General features: G+C 68.1%; 18 protein-coding genes. 5 read left to right on the top strand and 13 right to left on the bottom strand.

What is annotated here, in order from left to right:
- Positions 1–6: 6 nt before the first annotated feature.
- From VFV19_18130 to VFV19_18140, 3 genes are all read right to left on the bottom strand, one after another.
- On the bottom strand, positions 7–3,048 hold the full coding sequence (locus VFV19_18130; GenBank protein ID HEX4826224.1) for a CusA/CzcA family heavy metal efflux RND transporter: 3,042 nt from the start codon (positions 3,046–3,048) through the stop codon (positions 7–9).
- A complete protein-coding gene (locus VFV19_18135) occupies positions 3,048–4,262 on the bottom strand; it encodes an efflux RND transporter periplasmic adaptor subunit (GenBank protein ID HEX4826225.1) in 1,215 nt (404 codons plus the stop codon). The genes VFV19_18130 and VFV19_18135 overlap by 1 nt, the downstream gene beginning before the upstream one ends.
- 78 nt (positions 4,263–4,340) lie before the next feature.
- On the bottom strand, positions 4,341–4,724 hold the full coding sequence (locus tag VFV19_18140; GenBank protein ID HEX4826226.1) for a hypothetical protein: 384 nt from the start codon (positions 4,722–4,724) through the stop codon (positions 4,341–4,343).
- An 81-nt stretch (positions 4,725–4,805) separates the two neighbouring features.
- On the opposite strand from VFV19_18140, the gene VFV19_18145 reads away from it, so the two are divergent.
- Both VFV19_18145 and VFV19_18150 read left to right on the top strand, forming a co-directional pair.
- Positions 4,806–5,726 (top strand): ring-cleaving dioxygenase, encoded by a 921-nt coding sequence (locus VFV19_18145; GenBank protein ID HEX4826227.1) that lies wholly within the window; start codon positions 4,806–4,808, stop codon positions 5,724–5,726.
- Complete coding sequence (locus tag VFV19_18150; protein ID HEX4826228.1) at positions 5,723–6,343, top strand: dienelactone hydrolase family protein; 621 nt, start codon at positions 5,723–5,725, stop codon at positions 6,341–6,343. Before VFV19_18145 ends, VFV19_18150 begins: the two co-directional genes overlap by 4 nt.
- Here VFV19_18150 and VFV19_18155 read toward each other — a convergent pair.
- From VFV19_18155 to VFV19_18170, 4 genes are read right to left on the bottom strand one after another with little or no spacing between them, the layout of a single operon-like run.
- Positions 6,340–8,892, bottom strand: a complete 2,553-nt coding sequence (locus VFV19_18155; GenBank protein ID HEX4826229.1) for a protein kinase — start codon at positions 8,890–8,892, stop codon at positions 6,340–6,342. The two genes, VFV19_18150 and VFV19_18155, sit on opposite strands and share 4 nt — an antisense overlap.
- A gap of 27 nt (positions 8,893–8,919) precedes the next feature.
- Positions 8,920–9,768 carry a hypothetical protein gene (locus tag VFV19_18160; protein HEX4826230.1) on the bottom strand — a complete coding sequence of 283 codons (849 nt, stop codon included), beginning with the start codon at positions 9,766–9,768 and terminating at the stop codon, positions 8,920–8,922.
- A 47-nt stretch (positions 9,769–9,815) separates the two neighbouring features.
- Positions 9,816–10,778 (bottom strand): threo-3-hydroxy-L-aspartate ammonia-lyase, encoded by a 963-nt coding sequence (locus tag VFV19_18165; GenBank protein HEX4826231.1) that lies wholly within the window; start codon positions 10,776–10,778, stop codon positions 9,816–9,818.
- The gene (locus VFV19_18170) at positions 10,762–11,328 is read right to left on the bottom strand and encodes a DUF6624 domain-containing protein (GenBank protein ID HEX4826232.1); all 567 of its coding nucleotides are present in this window, start codon (positions 11,326–11,328) and stop codon (positions 10,762–10,764) included. The genes VFV19_18165 and VFV19_18170 overlap by 17 nt, the downstream gene beginning before the upstream one ends.
- Before the next feature lie 62 nt (positions 11,329–11,390).
- Here VFV19_18170 and VFV19_18175 point away from each other — a divergent pair, with 62 nt between their 5' ends.
- Positions 11,391–13,991: a serine/threonine-protein kinase gene (locus tag VFV19_18175; protein HEX4826233.1), complete on the top strand. Its 2,601-nt coding sequence runs from the start codon at positions 11,391–11,393 to the stop codon at positions 13,989–13,991.
- Between the two features lie 71 nt (positions 13,992–14,062).
- Here the strand turns inward: VFV19_18175 and VFV19_18180 are convergent, their stop codons facing one another.
- The gene (locus VFV19_18180; protein ID HEX4826234.1) at positions 14,063–15,922 is read right to left on the bottom strand and encodes a PDZ domain-containing protein; all 1,860 of its coding nucleotides are present in this window, start codon (positions 15,920–15,922) and stop codon (positions 14,063–14,065) included.
- Between the two features lie 44 nt (positions 15,923–15,966).
- Positions 15,967–16,962, bottom strand: a complete 996-nt coding sequence (locus tag VFV19_18185; protein HEX4826235.1) for an AraC family transcriptional regulator — start codon at positions 16,960–16,962, stop codon at positions 15,967–15,969.
- Between the two features lie 24 nt (positions 16,963–16,986).
- Between VFV19_18185 and VFV19_18190 the strand changes: the two genes are divergently transcribed.
- Positions 16,987–17,613 (top strand): sulfite oxidase-like oxidoreductase, encoded by a 627-nt coding sequence (locus tag VFV19_18190; protein HEX4826236.1) that lies wholly within the window; start codon positions 16,987–16,989, stop codon positions 17,611–17,613.
- Here the strand turns inward: VFV19_18190 and VFV19_18195 are convergent.
- Complete coding sequence (locus tag VFV19_18195) at positions 17,585–17,965, bottom strand: hypothetical protein (protein HEX4826237.1); 381 nt, start codon at positions 17,963–17,965, stop codon at positions 17,585–17,587. The two genes, VFV19_18190 and VFV19_18195, sit on opposite strands and share 29 nt — an antisense overlap.
- Before the next feature lie 222 nt (positions 17,966–18,187).
- On the opposite strand from VFV19_18195, the gene VFV19_18200 reads away from it, so the two are divergent.
- Positions 18,188–18,865: an outer membrane beta-barrel protein gene (locus tag VFV19_18200; protein ID HEX4826238.1), complete on the top strand. Its 678-nt coding sequence runs from the start codon at positions 18,188–18,190 to the stop codon at positions 18,863–18,865.
- Here VFV19_18200 and VFV19_18205 read toward each other — a convergent pair.
- The 3 genes from VFV19_18205 to fdnG are packed head-to-tail and all read right to left on the bottom strand — an operon-like array spanning position 18,862 to position 24,777.
- The gene (locus VFV19_18205) at positions 18,862–19,554 is read right to left on the bottom strand and encodes a formate dehydrogenase accessory protein FdhE (protein HEX4826239.1); all 693 of its coding nucleotides are present in this window, start codon (positions 19,552–19,554) and stop codon (positions 18,862–18,864) included. The genes VFV19_18200 and VFV19_18205 overlap by 4 nt on opposite strands.
- Entirely contained in the window at positions 19,544–21,712 is a 2,169-nt protein-coding gene (locus VFV19_18210; protein HEX4826240.1) for a 4Fe-4S dicluster domain-containing protein, read from the bottom strand. The genes VFV19_18205 and VFV19_18210 overlap by 11 nt, the downstream gene beginning before the upstream one ends.
- Positions 21,709–24,777: a formate dehydrogenase-N subunit alpha gene (fdnG, locus tag VFV19_18215; protein HEX4826241.1), complete on the bottom strand. Its 3,069-nt coding sequence runs from the start codon at positions 24,775–24,777 to the stop codon at positions 21,709–21,711. Before fdnG ends, VFV19_18210 begins: the two co-directional genes overlap by 4 nt.
- Positions 24,778–24,821 lie beyond the last annotated feature (44 nt).

The following is a 24,821-nucleotide window of genomic DNA, read 5'->3' on the forward strand; positions in this document are numbered from 1 at the left end:
GGTACTTCAATCGCGTGATCGCCGCGCTGCATAGAGCACCGGCAACACGAAGAGCGTGAGCAGGGTCGAAGTGACGAGCCCGCCGATGACGACGGTCGCGAGCGGCCGCTGGACTTCCGCTCCTGAGCCGGTCGCGAGCGCCATCGGGACGAATCCGAGGGATGCGACGAGTGCCGTCATGAGGACCGGACGCATGCGGAGCGCGCACGCGCGCCTCAACGCGTCGAGACGGCCGGTCCCCGGCTCGCGCTCGAGGTCGAGCACCTGCGTCACGAGCACGAGACCGTTCAGGACAGCGACGCCGAAGAGCGCGATGAATCCGACGCCTGCGGAGATCGAGAACGGCATACCGCGCGTGACCAGAGCCGCGACGCCGCCGGTGGCCGCGAAAGGCACGTTCAGATAGATGAGAAGTGCCGGCCTGAGCGCGCCGAAGCTGAAGTAGAGCATGGCGAAGATGAGAGCGAGGGCGAGCGGGACGACGACGGCGAGGCGCCGCGAGGCAGCCTGGAGGTTCTCGAACTGCCCTCCCCAGGTCACGTAGTACCCGGCCGGCAGCGTCACCTCGCTCCGGATCTTCCGCTGAGCCTCCGCGGCGAACGAGGCGACGTCGCGGCCGCGCACGTTCAGCTCGACGACGATGCGGCGTTTCACCGCCTCGCGGCTGATCTGCGACGGACCGGTGTCGAGCGCGACCTCCGCGAGCTGGCCGAGGGGGATGCTCGCGCCGCCCCGGGACGAGGCGACGGGAATGTTGCCGAGCGCTTCGAGCGAGCCCGCCGTCGCATCGTCGAAGCGCACCGCGAGCGAGAAACGCCTCTGACCCTCGAACACCGTTCCCACGATCTTCCCGGCGCGGGCGGCCTCGACGGTGTCGAGCACATCGCCGACTGAGACGCCGTACCGGGCGCACCGGTCACGGTCGGCCCGCACGCGGATGACCGGAAGGCCGCTCGTCTGCTCGAGCTTGACGTCCGCGGCTCCCGCGACGGCCGCGGCGACGCGCGCGATCTCCTCGCCCTTCTCCCGGAGCACGTCGAGATCGTCGCCGAAGAGCTTGATCCCGATGTCCGAGCGCACGCCCGCGACCAGCTCGTTGAAGCGCATCTCGATCGGCTGGAGGAACGTGTAGCCGATCCCCGGAACGGTCTCCTCGAGCGCCTTTTGCATCGCATCGAGCAATTCGCCTTTCGAACGGCTCGAGGTCCACTCGGACTTCGGCTTCAGGATCACGAAGACGTCGCCGAGCTCGATCCCCATGACGTCGGTCGCCAGCTCGGGGCTTCCCGAACGGCTCACCACCGTGACGACCTCTGGGAAGCGCCGCAGCACCCGCTCGATGCGCCCGGTGCTCGCCGCGACCTCCGAGATGCCGACCGACGGCGGCCTGATCGCGGAGACCGAGAGATCGCCTTCATCGATCCGCGGCATGAACTCGCCGCCGAGACGAAGCAGGAGGAGAGCGCCTCCGGCGATGGCGGCGAGCGCCGCGAGGACGACGATCGCCCGGCGCTTCAGGCACACATCGAGCGCCCGGAGGTAGGCGCGCCGCAGAAGCTCGACGAACGTCGGTTCATGCGCGCACTTCGTGCGCTTCAGGAAGAGCGACGCGAGGACGGGCACGAGCGTCAGCGTGAGCGCCAGGGAGCCCGCCATCCCGAAGACCACCGTCCACGCCATCGGCCGGAACATCTTCCCCTCGATGCCGCCGAGCGTGAGGATCGGAACGTAGACGAGGACGATGATCCCGACGCCGAACGCGATCGGGCGCACGACCTCGTGCGCCGCCTCGGATGTCGACCCGCGGCGCCGGACGACGTTCTCGACGAGGACCACGGCGCCGTCGACGATGAGGCCGAAGTCGATCGCCCCGAGGCTCATGAGGTTCGCCGAGATCCTCGACGCGACCATCCCGGTGAACGCGAGGAGCATCGAGAGGGGGATCGCCGACGCGACGATGAGCCCCGCGCGCACGTTCCCCAGGAACGCGAAGAGGACGGCGACGACGAGGATGCTTCCCTCGAGGAGGTTCGTCTCCACCGTGCGAATGACGCGGTTCACGAAGCTGGCGCGGTCGTAGTAGGGAACGATCCGGACCCCCTTCGGAAGCGACGGCTGAAGCTCGTCGACCGACCGCCGCACGCGCGTCGCGACGTCGAGCGCGTTCTCTCCCGCCAGCATCTGGACGAGCCCGATCACCGTCTCGCCGCGTCCGTCCGCGGTCGCGACCCCGATCCGCAGCATCGCCCCCTCGCGCACGGTGGCGATCTGAGCGACCGTGACCGGGGTCCCATCGGGCGTGGCCCGCAGCACGATCTTCTCGATATCGGCGAGGGAGCCGACGAGCCCTTCGCCGCGGAGGATGTACTGCTCGCGGTTCCGCTCGATGTAGCCGCCGCCGGAGTTGCCACTACCGCGCTCGACCGCGTCGAACACTTCGTGAAGGGACAGGCCGTACGCGAGGAGCTTCGCCGGGTCGACGACGACCTGATATTGCTTCGGTAGCCCACCCCATGCGTTCACCTCGGTCACGCCGGGCACGGCCCTCAGGCGCGGGGCGATCTCCCAGTCGAGGATCGTCCGCCGCTCCATCGGCGAGACTCCGTCCCCTTCCACGGTGAACTGGAAGACGTCGCCGAGGCCGGTCGTGACCGGGCCCATCTCCGGGTTGCCGAACCCTTCCGGAATCGCCTCGCGCGCCTGCGCGAGGCGCTCACCGACGAGCTGGCGCGCAAAGTACACGTCCACCCCGTCCTCGAAGACGACGGTCACCGCCGACAGCCCGTAGCGTGAGATCGACCGGATCTCGACGAGGCGCGGCAGGCCGTTCATCGCCGCCTCGACCGGGTAGGTGACGAACTGTTCCATCTCGACGGCGCCGAGCGCGGGCGCCTTCGTGAGCACCTGCACCTGGACGTTCGTGATGTCCGGCACGGCATCGATGGGGAGCCGCGTGAGCGCGTAGGCGCCGCCCGCGACGACGAGGAGCCACACGATGACGACGAGCGCGCGGTTCTCGAGGCTGAAGTCGACGATGCGCCGCAACATCAGTCTTGGTCCGCGAGCGTCGCCTTCGCGAACTCGGACTTGAGGACGAAGCTGCCCTCGGTGACGATCACCTCGCCGGCCCGCACGCCGGCGAGGATCTCGGTGAGGCCTTCGAACGTGTGACCCACCTCGACCGTCCGGCGCACGAAGACGCCGGGTGACGTCTTCACGAACACGACCGTGCGCGCCTCGAGCGACTGGAGCGCGCTGTCCGGAATCGCGACCACGTTCTTGGCTTCGGACTCCGGGCGCGGGACGTCGACGCGCGCGGTGACGAACATGCCGGGGCGCAGCTCCTCCCCGGGATTGCGGACCGTCGCGCGCACCTGGACCGTGCGCGTCGCGGCGTCGATCATGCTGCCGAGGAAATCGACCCGGCCTTGAAACGAGACCTGCGGGTACGCGTCGGTGCGGATCGAGACCGGGAGCCCCGCCGAGAGAAGCGGAAGATCCTTCTCGTAGGCTTTCAGAAAGACCCAGACGTGGGAGAGGTCGGCGACGGAGACGAGCGGCTGGAGCGCCTCGACGAGGGACCCGGGCGTCACCTTCCGCTCGAGAACTTTCCCGTCGAACGGCGCGCGGACGGACAAGCGGTGCAGCTCCCGCGACGGGAGCGGGATCTCGGCGTTGGCCTCGACTGCCGACCTCACGGCGCCGATCTCGCCGTCGTCTTCGCCGTAGAGCGAGAGCGCCCGTTCGAGCGTCTCCGCCTCGACGCGGCGCGCAAGGTACGCGGCCTCGGTCGATTGGTAGTCCGCGGCGCTGAGCGCACCCGCGTCGCGGAGCGAGCGCGCCCTGTCGTATGACTTCCGGGCGACGCCGAGATCGGCGACTGCCTTGACGAACTCGTCCCAGGCGTGGCTCAGCTCGACGCTCTCGATCGTGACGACCGCCTCGCCTTTGCGCACGCGTTGGCCGAGATCGACCGGGACCGCCGCCACGCGCCCGCGCAGATTCGACGCGACCTGCACGAATCGGTTCTCATCGGGGCCGACGGTCCCCGCGAGAACGAGCAGATGCTCGAGATCGGTCGGCTGGACCTTCCAGGTCTGGATTCCCGACTCGGCGATTGCCGCGGCGGTCAAGTGCACGCTGCCAGGAATCGCCGGCTCGGGCGCAACGGCCGGCGACTTCTCCGCCGGCGCCTCGCCATGCCGGCCGCAAGCGACACTGCTCGAAAGGACGAGCGCAAAGACGACGACTCTCTGAAACATGGATCTCCTCCGTGCGTGAACGGCGCTGCCCGGCCGCAGGCCGTTAGACCCGCGGCGCCCGAGAGGCTCAGGAGAAGATCAGATGCGGAGGACGGTCGGGAGCGAGGACGAACCGCGCGGAGGCTCGAAGCGAGCGTCGGCAACACGAGGCAGAGCCGAACAGCTCGCGCATGGGACGGCGACGGCAACCGCGACGACCCCGAGCTTCGCGACCGACGGCGACGAGGAGATCTCGGCACCGCTGATGAGCGGCGTATCGACGCAGGCGTCGCCGCAATCGCTCGACGACATCTCCGAGCCGCTTGTCGTGCCGCCGAAGAACCCTTGCTCACAACACGCCGACGTCATCGGCTCGATCGCCTTGTGTCCATTCCCGCTCTCGCACAGGACCAGCGAAGGCGTGACGAAGACCCAGACGACGAGGCACGACAGAGCGAGCAGAGATCGGCCGCAGCGACGCATCGTCCGAGGAATATGGCACGAGGTGACGACGCCGGCAACCACGCGCGCGGTTATCATCGTCGGATCGGGGAGGAAACTCTCATGAGCGAACCGACCATCACCGGCATCCATCACATCACCGCGATCGCGGGCGACCCCCAGCGGAATCTCGACTTCTACACGGGCGTGCTCGGTCTCCGCCTCGTGAAGCTGACCGTCAACTTCGACGACCCCGGCACCTATCACTTCTACTTCGGCGACGCGAAAGGGAGCCCGGGCTCGATCCTCACGTTCTTCCCCTGGGTCGGCGTGCGCCGCGGGCTCGTCGGCACGGGCCAGGTGGCGGCCACGAGCTTCGCCGTTCCCGCGGGATCGATCGGCTACTGGCAGGAGCGCCTCGCGAGCCACGAAATCCGCGACGTCGAGACACGCTTCGGCGAACAGGTCGTCAGATTCGAAGATCCCGACGGCCTGCCGCTCGAGATCGTCGGGACGGACACGACGCCTTCGCACGGCAACGCGATCGCCGGCTTCCACAGCGCGACACTCCTGGAAGAGGGCTACGAGAAGACCGCGGCCCTCCTCGAGAAGGTCATGGGATTGACGCCCGCGGGGAACGACGGCAATCGCTTCCGCTATCGCATGGGCGTGGGCGGCCCGGGCAAGCTCGTCGACGTCGTCTGCGCGCCCGACAGCCGGCCCGGGCGCCTCGGCGGCGGAACGGTGCATCACATCGCGTGGCGCACGCCGGACGACACCCAGCAGCTCGCGTGGCGGAAGCGCCTCGTCGGCGACGGCTTCAACGTCTCGCCGGTCATGGACCGGACGTACTTCCATTCGATCTATTACCGCGAGCCGGGCGGCATCCTCTTCGAGATCGCGACCGATCCGCCGGGCTTCGCGATCGACGAGCCCGCCGATCACCTCGGCGAGCGCCTCATGCTTCCCCCGCACGTCGAGTCCTACCGGAAGAGCCTCGAGCGCGCGCTCCCGCCCCTCACGCTTCCGCACGTGAGCCGGTGAGCGCCGACCCTCACGCCGGACAGAAGGTGCTCCACGCCGGCGCGCCGATCGGGGAGGCGCGCCTCGTCGCGATTCTCCTTCACGGTCGTGGCGCGTCGGCGGAAGACATCCTCGGGCTCGCGTCGGAGCTCTCGGTCAACGACGTCGCCTTCGTCGCGCCGCAGGCCGCCGGCGGCACCTGGTATCCGTATTCGTTCCTCGCGCCGATCCCGCAGAACGAGCCTTATCTCGGCTCGGCGCTCCGCCGGGTCGGCGCCGTCGTCGATCAGCTCGCCGTCCCGCGCGAGAGACTCGCGATCATGGGATTCTCGCAGGGCGCTTGTCTCACGCTCGAGTTCGCGGCGCGCAACGCGGGACGTTACGCGGCGGTCGTCGCCTTCACCGGCGGACTGATCGGCCCGCCCGGAACGCCGCGCAGCTATCCAGGCTCGTTCGACGGCACGCCGATCTTCATCGGCAGCAGCGACGTCGACCCGCACGTCCCTCTCGAGCGCGTGCACGAGTCGACCGCGGTCCTCACCAAGATGGGCGCCATCGTCGACAAGCGGATCTACCCCGGCATGCCGCATACGGTGAACCAGGACGAGATTCATGCGGTGAATGCGCTTCTGAGCTAACCGTGCGGCGTCACCAGCACGACCGCGCTCCGCATGCGGCGGCAGCGCTGGAGGTAGTACTTGCCGTCGGGACTGATGAGGAGCCACCCGTAGGCCGTCCCCACCGGATCGACGGGCCGTAGCTCTCGGAACAGCTCGCGCTTTCCCGTTGCGAGGTCGGTCTTCATGATCCGCGGCGGGAGGGTCTGGTCCCAGGAGAGGACGGCCGCGCTGTCCGCCGTCCAGCCGAGCGGCACCTCTTCCTTCGGAACGCCCGCGACCGGGACCTGGCCGGCGGACGAGACCACGTACATCCCGCGCACAGGATCGGCGACGGCGACCTTTGTTCCGTCGATGGAGATCACCGCCCCGGTCGCCCCTTCCCGCGAGACCTTGCGCGGCACGCCGTCGCCGAGGTCGAAGACGTAGGCTGCGCGTCCTTCGGTGCCCTTGCTGCCGACGAACGCGAATCGTCGTCCGTCGCTCGAGAACTGCAGGTAATGCCCGGCGAGCCCGCTGTAGAGCACGCCGTGTAGGTCGAGCGGGCGCGGCTGTCCCGCGCCGACTGGAAGGAGCGTGAGCCCGCGCGTCTCTTTGAGCGTCGTCGTCGCCAGGACCCACTTGGCGTCCGGCGTCATGCCGACGGTGAGCCCCGGACCGAGGCGCACCGCGGGCGCATCGCCGCGGCGGAAGAAGACGGTGTAGTCACCGTCGATGACGACGTTGTCCGATCCCGCATAGCTCGAGCCGTCGGCCGAGATGCCGGCGGCGGTGTCGTTCGACCCGAGCGAGTAGACGCGCTCGCTCATGTCGCCTGCCAGCTCGCCCGCGAGCGTGATCCAGGTGTCGTCGGTCACGATCAGCACGCGTCCGTCGGACGCGACGTCCTGGAGCCGCACAATGCCGGGAATCCGCATGACGAGTCGGGGTGGCCGCCCGGGTTCGACCGCGAAGACCTGTCCTCCCTCGAAGTCGCTCGAGTTCGAATACCAGACCGTCTTGCCGTCGGGAGCCCACGCGCATCCCTGCGTGTACTGCTGCTCCGATCCGAGCAACCGGACCTTGCCGTCGACGTCGATCAGCTTGATCTCACCGAGATCGTCTCCCCAGACCCGGTGGTCGACGAACGCGACGCGCTTACCGTCGGGGGCGATGCGCGGCTGGCCGATCCACCCGTGGCTTCGGAAAACTTCCTTGCCGATCGGGTACTGGAGCACCTGATCGCCTCCATCGCCGACGACGACGGCGAACTGACTTCCGTCGGGCGAGATGTCGGCGTCGAAGACGTTCTCGAGAAGCTCGCGCGGCGTGCCTCCGGTGAGGGCGACCTGCGCGAGCGTCCCGGTGCGCAGCCAGCTCCCCGCGTAATGCCGGCCCAGGAGGAGCGCCATCTTGCTGTCCCGCGAGATCCCGGCGATGTCCGCGCTCGGCAGATCGATCGGTCGGGACTCGAGACCGTCCGCGCGCATCGAGAAGAGGGAGAGCGGCCGGCCGTCGAAGGCGCTGCCGTAGATCACCGTTCCACCGTCGGAGGTGAAGCGCGCGGACTGCACGATGCCGTTGCCAACCGTGAGCGGACGGAAGACCGGCGGACGCGTGACCGCAGCCTTGCGGCCGAACACCAATCCACCGATGACCGCGAGCGCCGCGACAGCGACGACGACTCCATACATCCACATGGGGACAGATCGTGAAACGGCGACCGACTCCGCCCGTGCCGGCGCCTCCTCGAGAGCGATCCTTCCGTCGCCGATGTCGCGGAGGCGCTCCTTGGGTTCTTTGACGAGGCATCGAGCGATGAGGGCCTTCACGTGCGCGGGAGTGCCCGCGGGGAGGGCGGACCAATCGGGCTCGCGCGTGAGCACCGCCGCCATCGTGTCGGAGACCGTCTCGCCGGGAAAAGCGAGCTGCCCCGTGAGCATCTCGTAGAGGACGCAGCCGAACGCCCAGTTGTCGGCGCGCTTGTCGACGGTGCGTCCGCGCGCGGCTTCGGGGCTCATGTACGCCGCCGTGCCGAGGATGACGCCCGACACGGTGCCGAGCGACGTGATCGTCGGCGACATCGAGGCGTCGCGCGACCCGTCGGGCCTCGCGTCCAGCGCCTTCGCGAGGCCGAAGTCGAGGACCTTGACCTTGCCGTCCGGGGTGAGCTTGACGTTCGCCGGCTTGAGATCGCGGTGGACGATGCCGCGCTCGTGCGCCGCCTCGAGCGCCTCCGCGATCTGGAGCGCGACGTCGAGCGCTTCCTGAATCGGAAGCCGGCCCGACTTCAGGCGCTCCGCAAGATCGAGCCCCGGCACCATCTCCATCGCGAGGAACCGCTGGCCCCCCTCGTCGTGGAAACCGTAGATCGCCGCGATGCTCGGGTGGTTGAGCGATGCGAGCACCTTCGCTTCGCGATCAAAGCGAGCGAGACGCTCCGCATCGTTCGCGACCGAGGCCGGGAGGAACTTGAGCGCGACCTCGCGATCGAGCGTCGTGTCCTTCGCCCGCCAGACTTCTCCCATGCCGCCGGCGCCGAGCGGCGCCAGGATTTCGTAGGGACCGAGTCGGGTGCCGGCGGCGATCACGGCCCAGGATTATGCCCCGATGTGCGTTCAGCCCGAGACCGGCATGATCCAGATATCCATGGACTTGCCGCGCCGCCGCGTGAAAGCGATCCTCGTGCCGTCGGGCGAGAAGACGGCGCGCGCGTCCTCGGAGGTCGCCATGCCGTCGGTCAGCGGCCGCAGGCCGGTGCCGTCCGCGTTGATCACATAGACGACCATGACCCCGGTTCGGTTCGACGAGAAGAGCACACGCTTCCCGTCGGGGGACCAGCTCGGCCACCCCTCGTTCGCGTTGGGACTGTCCGAGAGGTTCTTCGCGTCCTTCATGTCGGGGCCCGCGAGCATGATGTCGTCGTTGCCGTTCCCGAAGCCGCGGAGGAAGACGAGGTGCTTCCCGTCGGGCGCGTACTGCGCGCACGTCTCGTCTTCCTTGGTCGCGGTGAGCCTCGACACGCCGCTGCCGTCAGCGTTCATGAGATAGACGTCGTACGCGTTCGCGTCGTCGCGGAGCGAGTTGAAGATGATCTTGCTCCCGTCGGGCGACCAGTGCGGGTGGATGTCGCTCGCCGGGTTGTTCGTGAGGTTCTTGACGGCGGTGCCGTCGGCCTTCATCACATAGATCTCGTCGTTCCCGGTCGCGGCGGAATAGAACACGATCTTCGAGCCGTCGGGCGAGAAGGACGGGTTCCGGCAGTCCTTCATCGCCGGCGTGAGATCGCTGAGGCCCGAGCCGTCGGGGCCCATGACGTAGAGGTGCCACTCCCCCGATCGGTTCGACTGGAAGACGATCTTGGTTCCATCGGGCGACCAGGACGGAAACGCGTTTTCGATCCCGGTCAGCGGCTGGGGGGCGCCGGCGGCGATCTGTACGGACGCGGCGAGCAAGAGAGTGAGCATCGTGCCTCCTCGAGAGGCTTCGATACGTATCCGAGCGGATCGAGTTCTCAGATCGCCTTCATGAGCTCCGCCGCCTCGACAAGATCGACGTTGCCGCCGCTGACGACGACCCCGACGCGCTTCCCGCCGATTTCGACCTTCCCCGCGAGCGCCGCGGCCAGCCCCAACGCACCGGTCGGCTCGACGACGAGCTTCATCCGCTCCCAGAGGAGCTTCATCGCGACGACGATCTCGCGGTCGCTCACCGTCACGATGTCGTCGACGTTCTTCCGGATGATGGGGAAGGTGATCTCGCCCAAGGACGCCGTGCGCGCACCGTCGGCGATCGTCTCGGGGTGATCGCAGCGCTCGAGCCTCCCCGACCGAAACGACCGCGCGGCGTCGTCGGCGCCTGCCGGCTCGACGCCGATGACCTTGCAGCGCGGACTGAGCGCGCGCGCGGCGATCGACGAGCCGGAGAGGAGGCCTCCGCCGCCGCACGGCACGAGGAGCAGGTCGAGCTCGCCCTCTTCTTCGAACAACTCCTTCGCCACCGTCCCCTGCCCCGCGACCACGTGGGGGTGATCGAACGGCGGAATGAGAACGCCCCCGATCCCGCGCGCGACCTCCTCGCGCTTCTCGGTCGCGGGGTCGTACGTCACGATGCGGGCGCCGTACGCTTCCGTCGCCGTGCGCTTCACTTTTGCCGCGTTTTTCGGCATGACGATCGTGGCCTTCATGCCGAGGAGACGGCAAGCCAGCGCGACCGCTTGAGCGTGGTTTCCCGACGAGTAGGCGACGACGCCGCGCGCGCGGTCCTCGTCGGCGATGCGCGAGATCGCGTTGTAGGCGCCCCGGATCTTGAACGCCCCGGCGCGCTGGAAGGTCTCGCACTTGAGGAACACTTTCGCGCCGAGCCGTTCGTCCAGCTGAGACGAGGTCATGACGGGGGTCTTGCGCGCGATCCCACGAAGCCGCGTCGAGGCGGCGACGATGTCGTCCCACCCGACCACGTTAGCGACCGCGTCCATAGCCGTTCGCGTAGTCCCTCTGTCGCTCTTTCACCGCATCCCGCCAAGGTGGAAGCCCGATCGCCGCGCGGTTTCTGTCGATGCGGGCCTCGTCCTCGCGCGAGGTCACGCCCGTGCCTTGGGTCCCGTACATCTGCGGCTTGCCCTCGCCGGTGAGGACGCGGTCGGTCAGATACGCGAGATCGTGCGCGCTGACTTCTCCCGCCGAGAACGCCTCCTGCATGAGCGTGAGACAGCTCCGCTGAAACGCGACGTCTTCGTCCATGTGCTGGACCACGAGCCACGCCGCGTGCGCCCCGTCGTCGCCGGCGACGCTGCGCCCCGGCCAGCCGTGCTCTTGCACGATCTGTCGGATGAGCCCGCGATTCCGCTGCCCGATGTCGTTGATCTGACGGCTCTCCTGCTCGCTCGGCGGCCGGGAAGGATTCGCGGTCGCGATCCGGATCGCCTCTTGATCGTCCCTTCCCATCCGGAGAAGCGTCGCCCGTAGCGATTCGTCGACGCCCACGGCGAGCGAGACGAGGAGACCAGCGGCGACCCACAGCGTCATTTGGACACCGATCGTACCGCTGATCGAGGGTCCGTTCGAGTAGCTGTCTTAGAATCCGCCCGATGCACCGCTGCCCGAGATGCACGCGGCCCGTTTCCGACGGCGACCGCTTTTGCCCCGCGTGCGGCGCTCCGCTCGTCACGCCGACGTCGGCCCCGACCGAGATCAGCGCGCAGACCCCGATCTCCGCGCCGCGCGCTTTCACACCGGGCACGATGCTCGCCGGCCGTTATCGCATCGTCGCCTTCGTCGGGCGCGGCGGCATGGGCGAGGTGTACCGCGCCGACGACCTCAGGCTCGGCGAAGCGGTCGCGCTCAAATTCCTCCCGGAAGACGTCGCCGCCGATCCCGGCCGGCGCAAGCGCTTCGACGACGAGGTGCGGCTCGCCCGCACGATCGCGCACCCGAACGTCTGCCGCGTCTACGACGTCGGCGAGTCGGACGGCCGCACGTTTCTCACGATGGAATACGTCGACGGCGAGGATCTCGTCTCGCTGCTGCGTCGCATCGGGCGGCTCCCTCCCGCGAAGGGGGTCGAGATCGCGCGCCAGCTCTGCGCCGGGCTCGCCGCGGCGCACGAGCGCGGGGTGCTCCACCGCGACCTGAAACCTGCGAACGTCATGATCGACGGTCGCGGTCATGCGAAGATCACCGACTTCGGCCTTGCAGTCGCGGAGACGGAGGAAGCCGGCGACGGCGCCGGCACGCCGGCGTACATGTCGCCGGAGCAGCTCGCCGGCAAGCCCGCGACCGCGCGCTCGGATCTCTACGCGCTCGGCCTCGTCCTCTACGAGGTCTTCACTGGCAAGCGCGCCCTCGAGGCGGCGACGCTCGCGGAGTGGAGATCGGCGCACGCGTCGTCGATCCCATCGAAGCCGTCGTTGCACGTGCCCGAGCTCGATCCGGCCGCCGAGCAGGCGATGCTGCGGTGCCTCGAGAAGGATCCCGCGCGACGCCCGGCGTCGGCCACCCACCTCGCGGCGATGCTCCCCGGCGGCGACCCGCTCGCCGCCGCGCTCGCCGCGGGAGAGACGCCTTCACCCGAGCTCGTCGCGGCCGCCGGAGAGGAAGGAACGCTTTCGCTTCCCCGCGCCACCGCGTGGCTCGTCGTTGCGCTCGCCTCGATCGCGATCTCGGTCGTCGCGATCTCTCGCTACGCGCCGCTCAACCTCATCGCTGCGCCGAAGTCTCCGGAGGTCCTCGAGGACGGCATCGGCCAGATCCTGAAGACGCTCGGCTTCGAATCGCGTCCGGTCATGACATGGTGGGGAACGCACTGGGACGCCGATGCGGCCGCGAAGGCAGGCTCCGTCGCCGAGATGGGAACGCTCCGGCCTTCGCCGATGATCTTCGCTTACCGGCAGAGTCCGCAGTACCTCGACCCGCCCCGGCGAGAGGACGGGGTGAACTTCGAGGAGCCGCCTCCGTACTTTTCGGGAGAGACGCGGGTCGTCACCGACATGGCCGGGAATCTCCGCGATGTCATCGTGATGCCCGACGAGACGATCTCTCCCGAGACGCCGGCTCTCGGGTCCGTGGATTGGGCCGTCCCCTTTCGTTTGGCCGGCCTCGATCTCGCGGCGTTTCGGGAAGCGGAGCCGCAGTGGGCGCCATTCGTTCCCGCGGACGAGCGGCGTGCGTGGAAGGGAACGATCGGGAGCACCGAGGTGCGCATCGAGGGAGCCGCCTGGCGTGGGCGTGTCGACCGCTTCTCCGTGATCCTGCCGACCGATCGCTCGTCCCGCATGGGCGCGGAGTTCGCGAGCGTGTCCCAGAGGTTCGCGGCGGGACTCATCGTCGGCGTCATTCTCGCCACCTTTCTCATGCTGTCCTTTCTGGCGCGCCGGAACCTCCGGCTCGATCGGGCGTCCCGCGCCGGCGCCATGAAGTCGGCAGCCATCACCGGAGCGTTCTGCTTCTTGTGCCTCCTTCCCCATCAATCGTGGCGGGCCGACGCCGAGTTCATCTGGTGGACTTGGATCGAATGCATCGGGATCGCGCTCATGGGCGCCGCATGCGTCTGGCTCGCCTACGTCGCGATCGAGCCTTACCTGAGGCGCAATGCTCCCCACCGGCTCATCGCCTGGACGCGTCTTCTGGACGGCCGCTGGCGCGACCCGCTCGTCGGACGCGAGGTGCTCTGCGGCACCGCCATCGGAGCGACGAGCATCGCGTGCTGGGCGCTCCCGTGGATCATCGGCGTTCCCCTTGGCTGGAAGGGGCTGAACGCGATGCTGGCGACGCCGGTCTTCTACGCGGGGCGCTTCTGGTCCGATCTGCTCTTCGACGTCTTCGCATCGATCGGCTACACCTGGATGTTCACGGGAGCGTTTCTACTCTTGAAGCTCGCGCTGCGCCGAGAGCTCCTTGCGTGGATCGGCCTCGGCCTCGTCTTCGCCGGCGGCTGGGCGGGGATCGCGCTCCCTCCGGGAGTGAAGATTGCGTTCCTCATCGCGAACGCCACTCTCGCGGTGATCGCGTTCCGTATCGGTCAGGTCACGGCGACCGTCATGACCGTGGTGATCGCGCTCCTCGTCGAGGCGCCGTTCGGCATCGGCCGCTGGTACGCGTGGCGCGGCTACGTCGTCCTCGCCATCGTGCTTGCGATCGCCATCTACGGGTTCCGCGTCGCGATCGGGAAGCGGACGCTCCTGCCTTCGTAATGGGGATATTTGTTTTTTCTTTCAGAGCTTCTGCAGTTCGAAGCTCTGAAAGAAAGAGCAGAATGTCCCCATTACTTCGCATCGAGCGAGATCAGCTCGACCGTGACCGGGAGGGTGATCGTCTCACCGCCGCGAGCGACCTCGAACCGGTGTTTCTCTCCTTCCTTCGACAACCAGTTGCGGAACTGACCGAGCGCAAAATCCTTTGCCGGCGTGCCGTCGACCGCGGTGATGACGTCGCCCTTCTTGAACCCGGCCTTGTCCGCGGGCGATCCTGGCCGCACGCCGGTGACGGGAAACGTATGGAGATCGTCGCCCGTCGCGAGGACCGAGAGGCCGAACGTGCGCCGCTCGGGGAACGGCTTCCCGACTTCCGCGGTGGGCTCGAAGATGATCCGCGCGCGCGCGTAGTCGAGGAAGACGTGATAACGGCGGTAGATCGACTCGCCGACGGTGCCGGAGAAGCTCTCGCTCGCGTACGCGCCTTCGGTGTTGACCGACATGTTGATCGGGATGTCGGCGACGACCATCTTGCCGATCGTCAGCTTATCGACGCGCCCGCGGACGTTGTTCTGGGCGAAGAACTGGTTCTCGAGGCCGGTCGGCCGGTTCACGGTGGCGTTCGTCTGCGCGAGGCGCGCGAGGTCGTGCGCCTTCACGTAGGGCGACGTGAGCGTCATCGTCTCCTGCGCGCCGAAGTCGAGGACGAAGTACGCGGGGATCGCCGGCTTCGTCGGGACGGAGATCGTCGCGTTCGTGAACGGGATGCCGTTGTCGAAGACGACGGGGACGATGAACCCGCTCCCGGTGTACGTCCACTTCGCCGGATCGTGGAGGGTCAGGAGCTTCTTGTCGTAGTCGATCTCCACGACGAACCGGCTGATGAAGTCGTAGCCGAGGAGCCCGCCCAGCGGGACGCCGAGCGCCTTCTCGAGCCCCGTCTCGTCGATGACGGCGACGTGCTGATTGCGCAGCTCGACGCCGGGGAGCGTGAAGGTCGCTCCCGAGGCGAACTCGTAGTCGGCGGTGCCTCCGCCGCCGGTGGTCTGGGTCGCGGCGTAGCTCTTGAGGCCGAAGCCGGCCATGCGCGTCGAGTTGATCGCCTGCTGGTCGGCGCCGGTGTCGAGGAGCCACCCGATCGGCGGACGGCCGTTGATCGACGCCTGGAAGATGATGTGTGCGCTGTCGAAGTCGAACGGGATCGGCGGCACGACCGCGTCCATCTTGACGTCCGACGGTCCGGCCTTCGGTGCCGCGAACTTGTCGGCGGAGATCCCGGCCGAGAGCTTCGCATCGGAACGATCCCATTCGTAGTCGGGCTTGTTCGTCTCGGTGACCTTGCCGTGCGCGGGCATCTTCACGCCGCCGAGATCGCGCCAGTCGGAGTATGCCGTCGCGATCACGCTGTCCTCGCCGGGACGCGCGTACGCCACCGGGAGCGCGGTCGCGGCGTCGATCGTCCACGACACGGGCTTGCCTCCCGGCGCCGCCAGCTTCAACACGTACTGCTTGCCGTCCGCGCTCGCGGACATCGCGGCCGCTTCCATCGCCTTCGTCGGCCCAAACGCGAGGACGGTCCGCTCGAACGTGTCCGCGCGAAGGCGCGCGAGCTCGTCGCCTTCGACCTTGCGGAGGAAGCCGTTCCAATCGCGCCGGAGCTGGCTGTGGGCCGTGATCACGACCTCGGTCTCGTCGAACTCACGCGTGACGACGGCGCGGTAGTCGCCTGCCGTGGTCACCCACTCCTCGACCTTGCCGGGGATGCCCCCCTCCTTCGACGTCGCGACGAGCATCGCAGTTCCCGGCTTGCCGGGGGCCGGCGCGTGCATGGCCTGCCGCCATCGCACACAGATCTCTCGCGCCGTGGGGTCGGCGGCATGGGCACCGCCCGCCGGAAGAAGGAAGAGAAGCGCCAGAGTCACGGACCGCATCGGCTCACCTCGAGCCGGTGAATACGTGCGGCGAGCCGGAGGGTTCAGAACTGGGGCGCGGCCGGGACCGGGCTCGGACCGTTGCGATCGCGCCATGCCGCCGGCGAGACACCGACCATGCGTTTGAACGCGCGACTGAACGCCGCCTCCGAGTCGTAGCCCACTCCGAACGCCGCTTCGAGCACCTTCGCCCCGCCCGCCAGCATGCCCGCCGCGATCTGCATCCTCCACTGCGCCAGGTATTGCATCGGTGGCTGGCCGACGAGCTGCGTGAACCGCTCGGCGAGCGCCGATCGCGACAGACCGACCTCGTGCGCGAGATCCTCGAGCGTCCACGCGTGCTTCGGCTTCTCGTGAAGGAGGGAGAGCGCGCGTCCAACGTTCGCGTCGCGGAGCCCCGCGACCCACCCCGTCTGCTCGCCGCCGGCGCCCTCGAGATGACGGCGCAGCGCTTCGACGAACATCAGCTCGCTCAAGCGCCCGAGGATCGACTGCCCGCCCGCGCGCTTGTTCCGCGATTCGGTGAGCGCGAGATCGACGAACCGCGTCAGCCACCCCGGGCTCGCGCCGTCACGATCGCGGATCACGAGCACGCGCGGGAGCGCCGCGATCAACGGGTTGAACGGCCGCGCGTCGTACCCGAGATAACCGCAGACCAAGCGTGTCGGGCGAGGGCCGCTCTCCCCCGAGGTGACCGCGATCGGAAGCTGGCCGTCCCGGGGAGGCGCGTACTTCGCCGGGTCCGCCGGGCGCCGCATCCCCGGCGCGCTCGACATGACGTGCGCGTCGCCCTGGGGAAACACGATCACCGAGCCTGCTTCGAGCCACACCGGCTGGGTCCCCACGATGCCTGCCCAGCACCCGCCTTCGCTGACGACGTGGTACGGGACGAGATGCTCGGCGCCCGGCAGGACGTTGTCGACGATCTCGCTTCCCGCGGGCGTCTCCTCGACCCAGGGCTCGTGGCAGGTCACATCGAAGAACACCGCCCCCTTGAGGCGGACGGTACCGAGCACGTCGGAGAGCACGTCGATGGCCATGACCGCCGAAGTGTAGACTCACCCATGCCCTCCCGTCTTCCACCGGGTCAAACGCTCACCGAGAAATGGCCGGTCCTGACCTATGGCGACACGCCTCGCGCCGACCTCGGCACGTGGACCTTCCGTTGCTACGGCAAGGTCGAAGCGGAAGTCTCTTGGACGTGGGCCGAGCTCATGCGGCTCCCGCAGATCGAGGTCCGGTCCGACATCCACTGCGTCACGAAGTGGAGCCGCTACGACAACGTGTGGAAGGGAGTGGCGGTCCGCGAGGTGCTCGCGCGCGTCAAGGTACTCCACGAGGCGGTGGCGGTGATGGCGCACTCCGAGGGGGGCTACACGACGAACATTCCTCTCGCCGACCTGCGCGCCGACGGCGTGATCCTCGCCACCAGGCATGACGGTGCGGAGCTTTCCGCCGACCACGGAGGACCATGCCGCCTCGTGGTCCCACACCTGTACTTCTGGAAGAGCGCCAAGTGGATCCGCGCCTTCGAATTCCTCGACGTCGACGCCCCCGGCTTCTGGGAGGTCAACGGCTACCACCTCTACGCCGACCCTTGGAAGGAAGAGCGCTACTCGGATCAGGAGACCGACGCGATGCAGAGGATGCGCGCCGAGGCCGCTAAGAAACGGCGCGCGCGATCCAGATGACGAGGGCGATGAGCGCGGCGAGGATCACGATCTTCTTGAACGACAGCGTGGGCTCGGCGCGCACCTGTCCGACGGAGGACACCGCCTCCGGGTTCGCCGACTGCGCCTTCTTCAAGGTCATGAGCGTGAGCCCGTCGAGGATGGCACGCATCGGCGCGGGGAGGTCGTTCGGGGCGTAGGTGTGCCCGTTGACCGTGATCTGCGTGGTCGCGGTGGCCGAAGCACCGGGCCCGAGCGCCTTCTCGATCGCGGCGCGAGCCTCCGGGGGAACCTGGTCGAGGCTCTCGTACTCCTGGCCGTTGACCACGATCTTTTTGTGGACGACGACATTCTTCTCAAGCTCGAAGTTCACGGTGCGCAATATGGGTTCCGGCACCTAGATCGGCCACGTGCGACCTCGGCCCGGAGAATGCCGGGATGCTGAGCTTCGCCCCGGGACACCTAAACCCGAGTACGTCCCGTGGAGTCGGATCGAAAGGGTTCAATTCGAGGCTTTTAGGGAGTAGGATCTCTCACCGAACTTGGGCTCAACCAAAGGGAGACAACGATGCGTCCGATGCGCCACCCTCGAACGATGAAGCTGCTCCTCGCTCTCGGATCTGTTCTCGTCTTCATGTCTGCCGTGCCTCGAGCCGCCGCCGCGGACGATAGCGATCGCGAGCACCGGTGGCAGTTCTCGGTGCCGGTCACCTTCACGTCCGGGTCTTCCTACGACTCCCAGGAAGGGACGAGCGTCGACGTCGACAAGGACGTGGGCTTCGGCTTCGGCTTCGGCTACAACTTCAGCAAGAAGCTCATGTTCGGCGTCGATTTCACCTGGATCAACGCCAACTACAACGCGCACGTCGTCACCGATGCCAACGGCGACGGGAGGCCGGACAGCAGCATCGACGTCGCCGGCACGCTCGACGCGGCCAACCTCCAGTTCGTGGCGCAGTACAACATCCTCTCCGGCCGCATCACGCCGTTCCTCCGCGGGAGCATCGGGTGGACGTGGATCGACTCGAACATCCCGTCGGGGCCGGTGCAGGGCGGGTGCTGGTGGGATCCGTGGTACGGCTACATCTGCAACACCTGGCAGCCGACCTTTTCGGACAGTGAGTTCGCGTACGGGGTCGCCGCCGGCGTCCGGGCCGAGCTGGGCGACCGGTTCTTCCTCGAGGCGAGCTACAACATTCTCTGGATCGACTTCAGCAAAGCGGGCACGCAAGACTTCGACGGTGTCCGCTTGAACATGGGCTGGACGTTCTAGGCGGGAATCTCGTAGAGCGACGCCGCCGCGCGGACCCACCCACGGTCGAGCGCGATGACGTCCAGGTGCAGCGAAGACCAGTCGGCGAGGAGGAGGCGCTCCTCCCCCTCGCCGTCATAGGTCTTGATGTAGGCCCGGCACGCTTCGCACCGATCGATGCGGAGCCCGTTCTCCCCTTCGACTTTCAGCGTCGCGAGCTCGTGGGCGTCGTGCTCGCAGAACGGGCACTCGGTCCGCCGGAAGCGCCAGCGCGAACCGCATCGGCCGCAGCAGAGGAAGCGCCGGCGGCCGGGATCGTTGCCCACGAGCTGGGCCATCGCCGGGGGCGATCCGCACAGCGGGCAATAGGGGCGTAGCCAGCGCTCGTCGTCGCCGCGCCAGGCCTCGAACGACCGGACGACCGGGGCGAGATAGCGGGCGGCGGTGCGCCAGCCGAGATGGCGCGTGTGCCCCGGGCTCGCGCCGATCAGCGTGGCGGTCAGCGCCTCGAGAGGCTTCAGGTCGACCGTCACCGACGTGCTCGCCAGCACCGGGACGCCCGCGTCGAGATCGTCCGCGTACGCATCCCACGCGGGGATCGCCGGCGCCGCCCATGAGAGGCCGCTCAGGATCTCGTCGATCCCGGCCTCGAACCGCGCGACGCTCTCGAGATACCGGTGGCGCTCGACCCAGCCCTCGCTACCCGGCATGGACGTCTTGCTTGGGGAGCACCGGCAGGTAGCGGACGCCGAGCGCGAACAGGAAAACCGTGGCGGCGATGAGTCCCGCCGAGACCCCCCATTCCACGACCGACGGGGTGTAGCTCTGCGGCGCGACGTTCGGCATCGGCCCGTCGAGGGTCATCGCGGTGACGACGACGTTGATGCGGTTGAACGCGATCCCGCAGGCGGCGAGCGCCGCGCCGGCACCGAGGATGCCCGGGCGGAGGCGCAGCGACCGGCGGGACAGGAGGACGAGCGGGACGATCCCGCCGAGGACGATCTCCGCCGCGAAGAGGGCGCCGAGCCCGCCGCGGAAGGCGCCGCCCAGGCGCTGGCGCAGCGCCATGTCGCCGAGGCGGAAGGCGAGATAGACGAAGAGCGCCCAGAACGCGATCTGGCCCATCGAGGCGAGCGGCGCGATCGGCAGCGTGCGGCGCCACACGCGGGCGATCGCCATCTCGATGAGGATGACGAGCGACGCTCCCGCGGCGATCGACGACAGGAAGAAGGAGACCGGCATGACCGGCGACCACCACTGGGGCGCGAGCTGGTCGGGCATGAGCAGGAAGAGCGACCCGAGCGAGCTCTGGTGCATCGTCGAGAGCGTTACCGCCGCGATCGCGAGGATTACCGGCTCGAAGTGCCCTTCGCGTGGCCGGAACCGCCAGGCGAGGAACGCGAAGATCGCCGCGGTCAGGGCGGCGTAGACGACGTTGCGCGAGAGCATGAACACGAACAGGGTGACGGCGAACGCGACCCAGACGCCGGACCAGCGGCTCCAGAGCTCCATCGCGCGCGCGTTGCCCCGCCGCTCGAAGACGACGGGGAGGAACTCCCAGAGCAGGATCGTCACGTAGAGCCCGACGCACCACGAAACCTCGAACATCGCCGAGTGCTCGGGGGCCTGCAGCGCGAGTTGGTACGACTGCCATGGCAGGCCGAGATCGGCGACGAGCGTGACGGTGACGAACGAGTAGCTCAGCAGGCCGATGAGCACCGCGGTGCGCCCGAGCCCGTAGAGATCCTTCCTCTGGAAGACGTAGATGATGCCCGCGCTCGCGAAGGCGCCCGCCGCGGCGGCGATCCAGACGAGGTCGAAGACGATCCAGAGACCCCAGGGGAAGGTGTCGGACAGATGCGTGCTGCCTCCGAGGCCGAGCACGAACCGCGCGACGAACGAGACGGCCCCGAACAGCATGATCGCGAGCAGCAGCAGGTTCGCCGGCGTGAGCACCTTCCCGGGAACCGGCGCGAACTCGTGGTGGTGGGCGTCGCCGGCGACCGCCAGGGCGCGGCGCTTGAAGAACGAGAACGCGGCACCGAGCAGGGCGCCGACCGCCATCACCGCCGGCGGGACCGCGCCGAGCGCGAGCTTCGTGCGCGCCGGATAGGCTTCGGTCCCGACGTCGGGAAAGCCGAGCTTGGCGAACGGCACGCGCGACAGGTAGAGGACGGTCGTGCCTCCGGCCTCGTGCTCGCCGTAGATGTGGTCGACGTAGCGGTCCGGCTTGGCGGCGATGCGCCGGCGCGCCTCGGCGAGCATCTCGTCCCGCTCGCCGAAACGGAGCGCGTCCGCCGGGCACGCCTTCACGCACGCCGGGGTCGCGATCGTGCTCGAGTAGCGGTCGCGCTCGCCGTCGTCGAGAGCTTGGTCGTTCCGCGCCAAGGGGAGCGGCTGGTCGGTCCGGTCGGCGCAGTGCGTGCACTTGTGGATCTTCGGCTTGAGCGTGTTCCAGTCGGCGGTCGGCACCTCCCACGGGCACGCGAGCATGCAGTAGCGGCAGCCGATGCAGAGGGCCGGGTCGTAGACGACCGGGCCGTCCTCGCGCCGCGAGAGCGCGGTCGTCGGACAGGCCGACGCGCACGCCGGCTCGAGGCAGTGGAGGCAGCGGCGCATCGCGAAGGCGTAGTCGACGCCCCCGTCGGCCTTCTCGTTCTCGATCTCGTGGAACGAGATGAGCGTGTAGGTCTTGGCGCTCAAGGTCGCGGGGTTCTGGAACCCGAGATCGTCCTGCATCTCGGTGATCTCGCCGTCGCGGTCGTTCCACTGCTTGCAGGCCACCTGGCAGGCGCGGCATCCGATGCAATTGTTGATGTCGACGAGGGTCGTCTTGATCGGGACTCGGGCGCCGCCGGGCTCGCTCATGTGCGTCCTCGCGGCGCGGACGACGGCGGCACGCGACCGCGCAGCTTGACCACGTTGACGAGGCATGCCTTCGTTTCCTGCGTGCCCGCGCCGGGATCCGCCGCGTCGATCGTCAGGTGATTGACGCTGGCGCCCTTCGACAGACCCGCGTAGCCCCAGTTGTAGGGCATCCACACGATCGTCACCTCGCGGCCGCCGGCCTGCAGCGACTTCATGCGGGGGGTGACGAGCGCCTTCACCTCGAGCTCACCGCGCGCGGAGCTGACCCTCACCCAGTCACCGGACTCGATACCGAGCGTCTTCGCGAGCGCGAGAGGCATCTCGAGCATCGGTTCCGGAACCAGCTCGTTGAGCCACGGGATGTTGCGGGTGGTCGATCCGCCGCACCAGTGCTCCGCCACCGTCGAGGTCATGAGCACGTAGGGAAAGTCTTTCACGGTGCCGATCGGCTGATGGGAGGGCACGCGCGGGTACTTGAGGAGCGGGTTCGATTGCACCCGGGGGTGGAGGATATTCTCGACCGGGCTCTCGACCGGCTCGTACATCTCCGGCAACGGGCCGTCCTTGGGGACATACGCGACGTCGCGCGGGTAGCCGGGGTGCTTGGTGTCCGGGTCGGAATAGACCGCCGCGAACAGGCGCCCGACCCCCTCGGCGCCGAGGTGGAACGCGCGCTGACCGTTCGGCGTGTCCGGACCGTCGGTGGGGACCGGGACGTCCGGCACGTCGTAGCCGGTCCAGCGCTTCGCCTGTGCGTCCCACCAGACGATCGGCTTCGAGTTCGCGTAGGGCTTGCCGTTCCTGTCGCACGACGCGCGGTTGTAAAGGATCCGCATGTTGTTGGGCCACGTCCACGCGAACCCCGGGAAGAGGCCGAGTCCCCCGGGATCGGTGCGCGAGTCGCGGCGCTTGGACAGGTTGACGTTCCCCGCAAAAACTCCGGCGTAGATCCAGGCGCCCGACGACGTCGAGCCGTCGGACTGGAGATCGGAGACCTTCGTGATGAGGTCGCCGGCCTTCAGCCCCTTCTCGGGGATGTCCTTGAGGGCGTAGCCGTTGATCTCGCGGAGCACGTCCTCGGCGGTGGTGTAGGTCCAGAACGCATTCTTGATGATGTCGTCCTTCGGATCCTTCGAATCGTGCACGAGATCGCGCACGCGGCGGAAGATCCGGTCGACGATCTCCCCGTCGGGCCGCGCCTGCCCCGGTGGCTTCACCGACGCGTGCCGCCACTGCACCATGCCGCCCGAGTTGCTGATCGTGCCGTTCTTCTCCATGAAGAACGCCGCGGGCAGGAGGAGGACCTCCGTCTGGATCGACTTCGGATCGACGCCTGGGCGGCGCCAGAACGTCGCCGTCTCCGTCTCCCAGATCTCCTGGACGACGAGCATGTCGAGCTTCGCCAACCCGTCGAACAGCAGGTTGAGATTGGGCACCGTGACCGCGGGGTTCTGCCCGATGACCCAGAGCATCTTCACCTTGCCGGCGAGCGCGTCCTCGAAGATCGAGAGGGTCCCGTAGTCCTTGGCGGCGCTCCGCTTCGGCAGCCACCCGTAGCCGTAGTCGTTGTCCTTCGTCGCCGCGTCGCCGAAGAACGCCTTCAGCGTGTTGACGAGGTACCGGCTGTCCGCGATCCCGTTCTTCTTCACGTAATCGAAGATCGTCGGCTCGGTATGCGCGGGTGAGTTCAGGTAGCCGGGCATGTAGTTGTTGAGCACGCCCATGTCGCACGCGCCCTGGACGTTGGGCTCGCCGCGGAGGGCGTTCACCCCGCTCCCCGGCTTGCCGACGTTGCCGAGCAGGAGCTGAAGGATCGTGAAGGCGCGGATCCCCTGGACGCCGGTCGTGTGCTGGGTCATGCCGAGGGCATAAAGGATCGAGCCGGGCCGGTTCGCGGCCATCGTCTCGGCGATCTTCTTGATCTGCGCCGCGGGGACGCCGGTGATGCGCTCGCCCATGTCGAGCGTGTAGCGGGAGACGAACGTCTTGAGGCGTGTGAAGACGCAGTGCGGGTCGTCCAGGCTCTTGGCGACGCGCGGCTTCCCGGCGCCGTCGAGCTGGTAGCCCCAGCTCTTCGTGTCGTACTTACGGTGCTCCTCGTCGTACCCGCTGAACACGCCCTCGTGGAAGCCGAACGCCTCGTCGCTCAGATAGAGCGCGTTCGTGTGCGCGAGCACGTAGTCCTCGTCATAGAGCCCGTTCTCGAGGACGTGATGGATCATCGTGTTGAGGAACGCCGCGTCGGTGCCCGGTCGGATCCGCGCGTAGATGTCGGCGGTGGCGGACGTGCGGGTGAAGCGCGGATCGACGTGGATGATGACCGCGCCGTTCTCCTGCGCCTTACGGATCCACTTGAACGCCATCGGGTGGTTTTCCGCGACGTTGCTTCCTTCCACGAGGATCGCCTTGCAGTGCTGCAGGTCGATCCAGTGGTTCGTCATCGCGCCCCGTCCAAAGGAGGCCCCCAGACCGGGGACCGTGGGACTGTGTCAAAGGCGGGCCTGGTGCTCGACGTACGGCCACCCCATGAGCCGCGCCGCTTTCTGGAAGAGGTAGCACTCTTCGTTCGTGTTCTGCGCGCCGCCCATGAAGGCGATCGCGTCGGTCCGGTTGACCGTCACGTCCTTGTCGCCGAGCTTCTCCGTCGCGATCCAGGTCTCGTCGCGGACGGTCTTGATCTTCCGTGCGACCTTGTCGACCGCTTGCTCCCAGGTCAGCTCTTCCCAGTGGTCGCTCCCCGGGGCGCGGTAGAGCGGGGTCTTCGCGCGCTTCGGCGAGGCGTGCGTCGCGAACATCGAGATCCCTTTGACGCACAGCGATCCGCGGTTGACGATGTGGTCGTAGTCGCCTTCCATTGAGATCAGCTCGCCGTCGCGGACCGAGGCGATCATCCCGCAGCCGCACGAGCAAAAGTTGCACGACGTCGTGAACTCCCGGATGTTCGCGAGCTTTTGCGTCGCAACCGCGGCGCGGACCTCGGAAACGTCGAGCAAACCGCCGAGGGCGAGCCCTGCGCCACTGCCCACCGTGAGCTTGAGGAGATCCCGGCGGGTGATCTCGGTCATGCCACCGCTTGTACGCCCGGCTCCAAAGGGTGTCAAGGCATGAG

Source organism: Candidatus Polarisedimenticolaceae bacterium (genome assembly GCA_036275915.1).
In the GTDB taxonomy this organism is placed as follows: Bacteria; Acidobacteriota; Polarisedimenticolia; order Polarisedimenticolales; family DASRJG01; genus DASRJG01.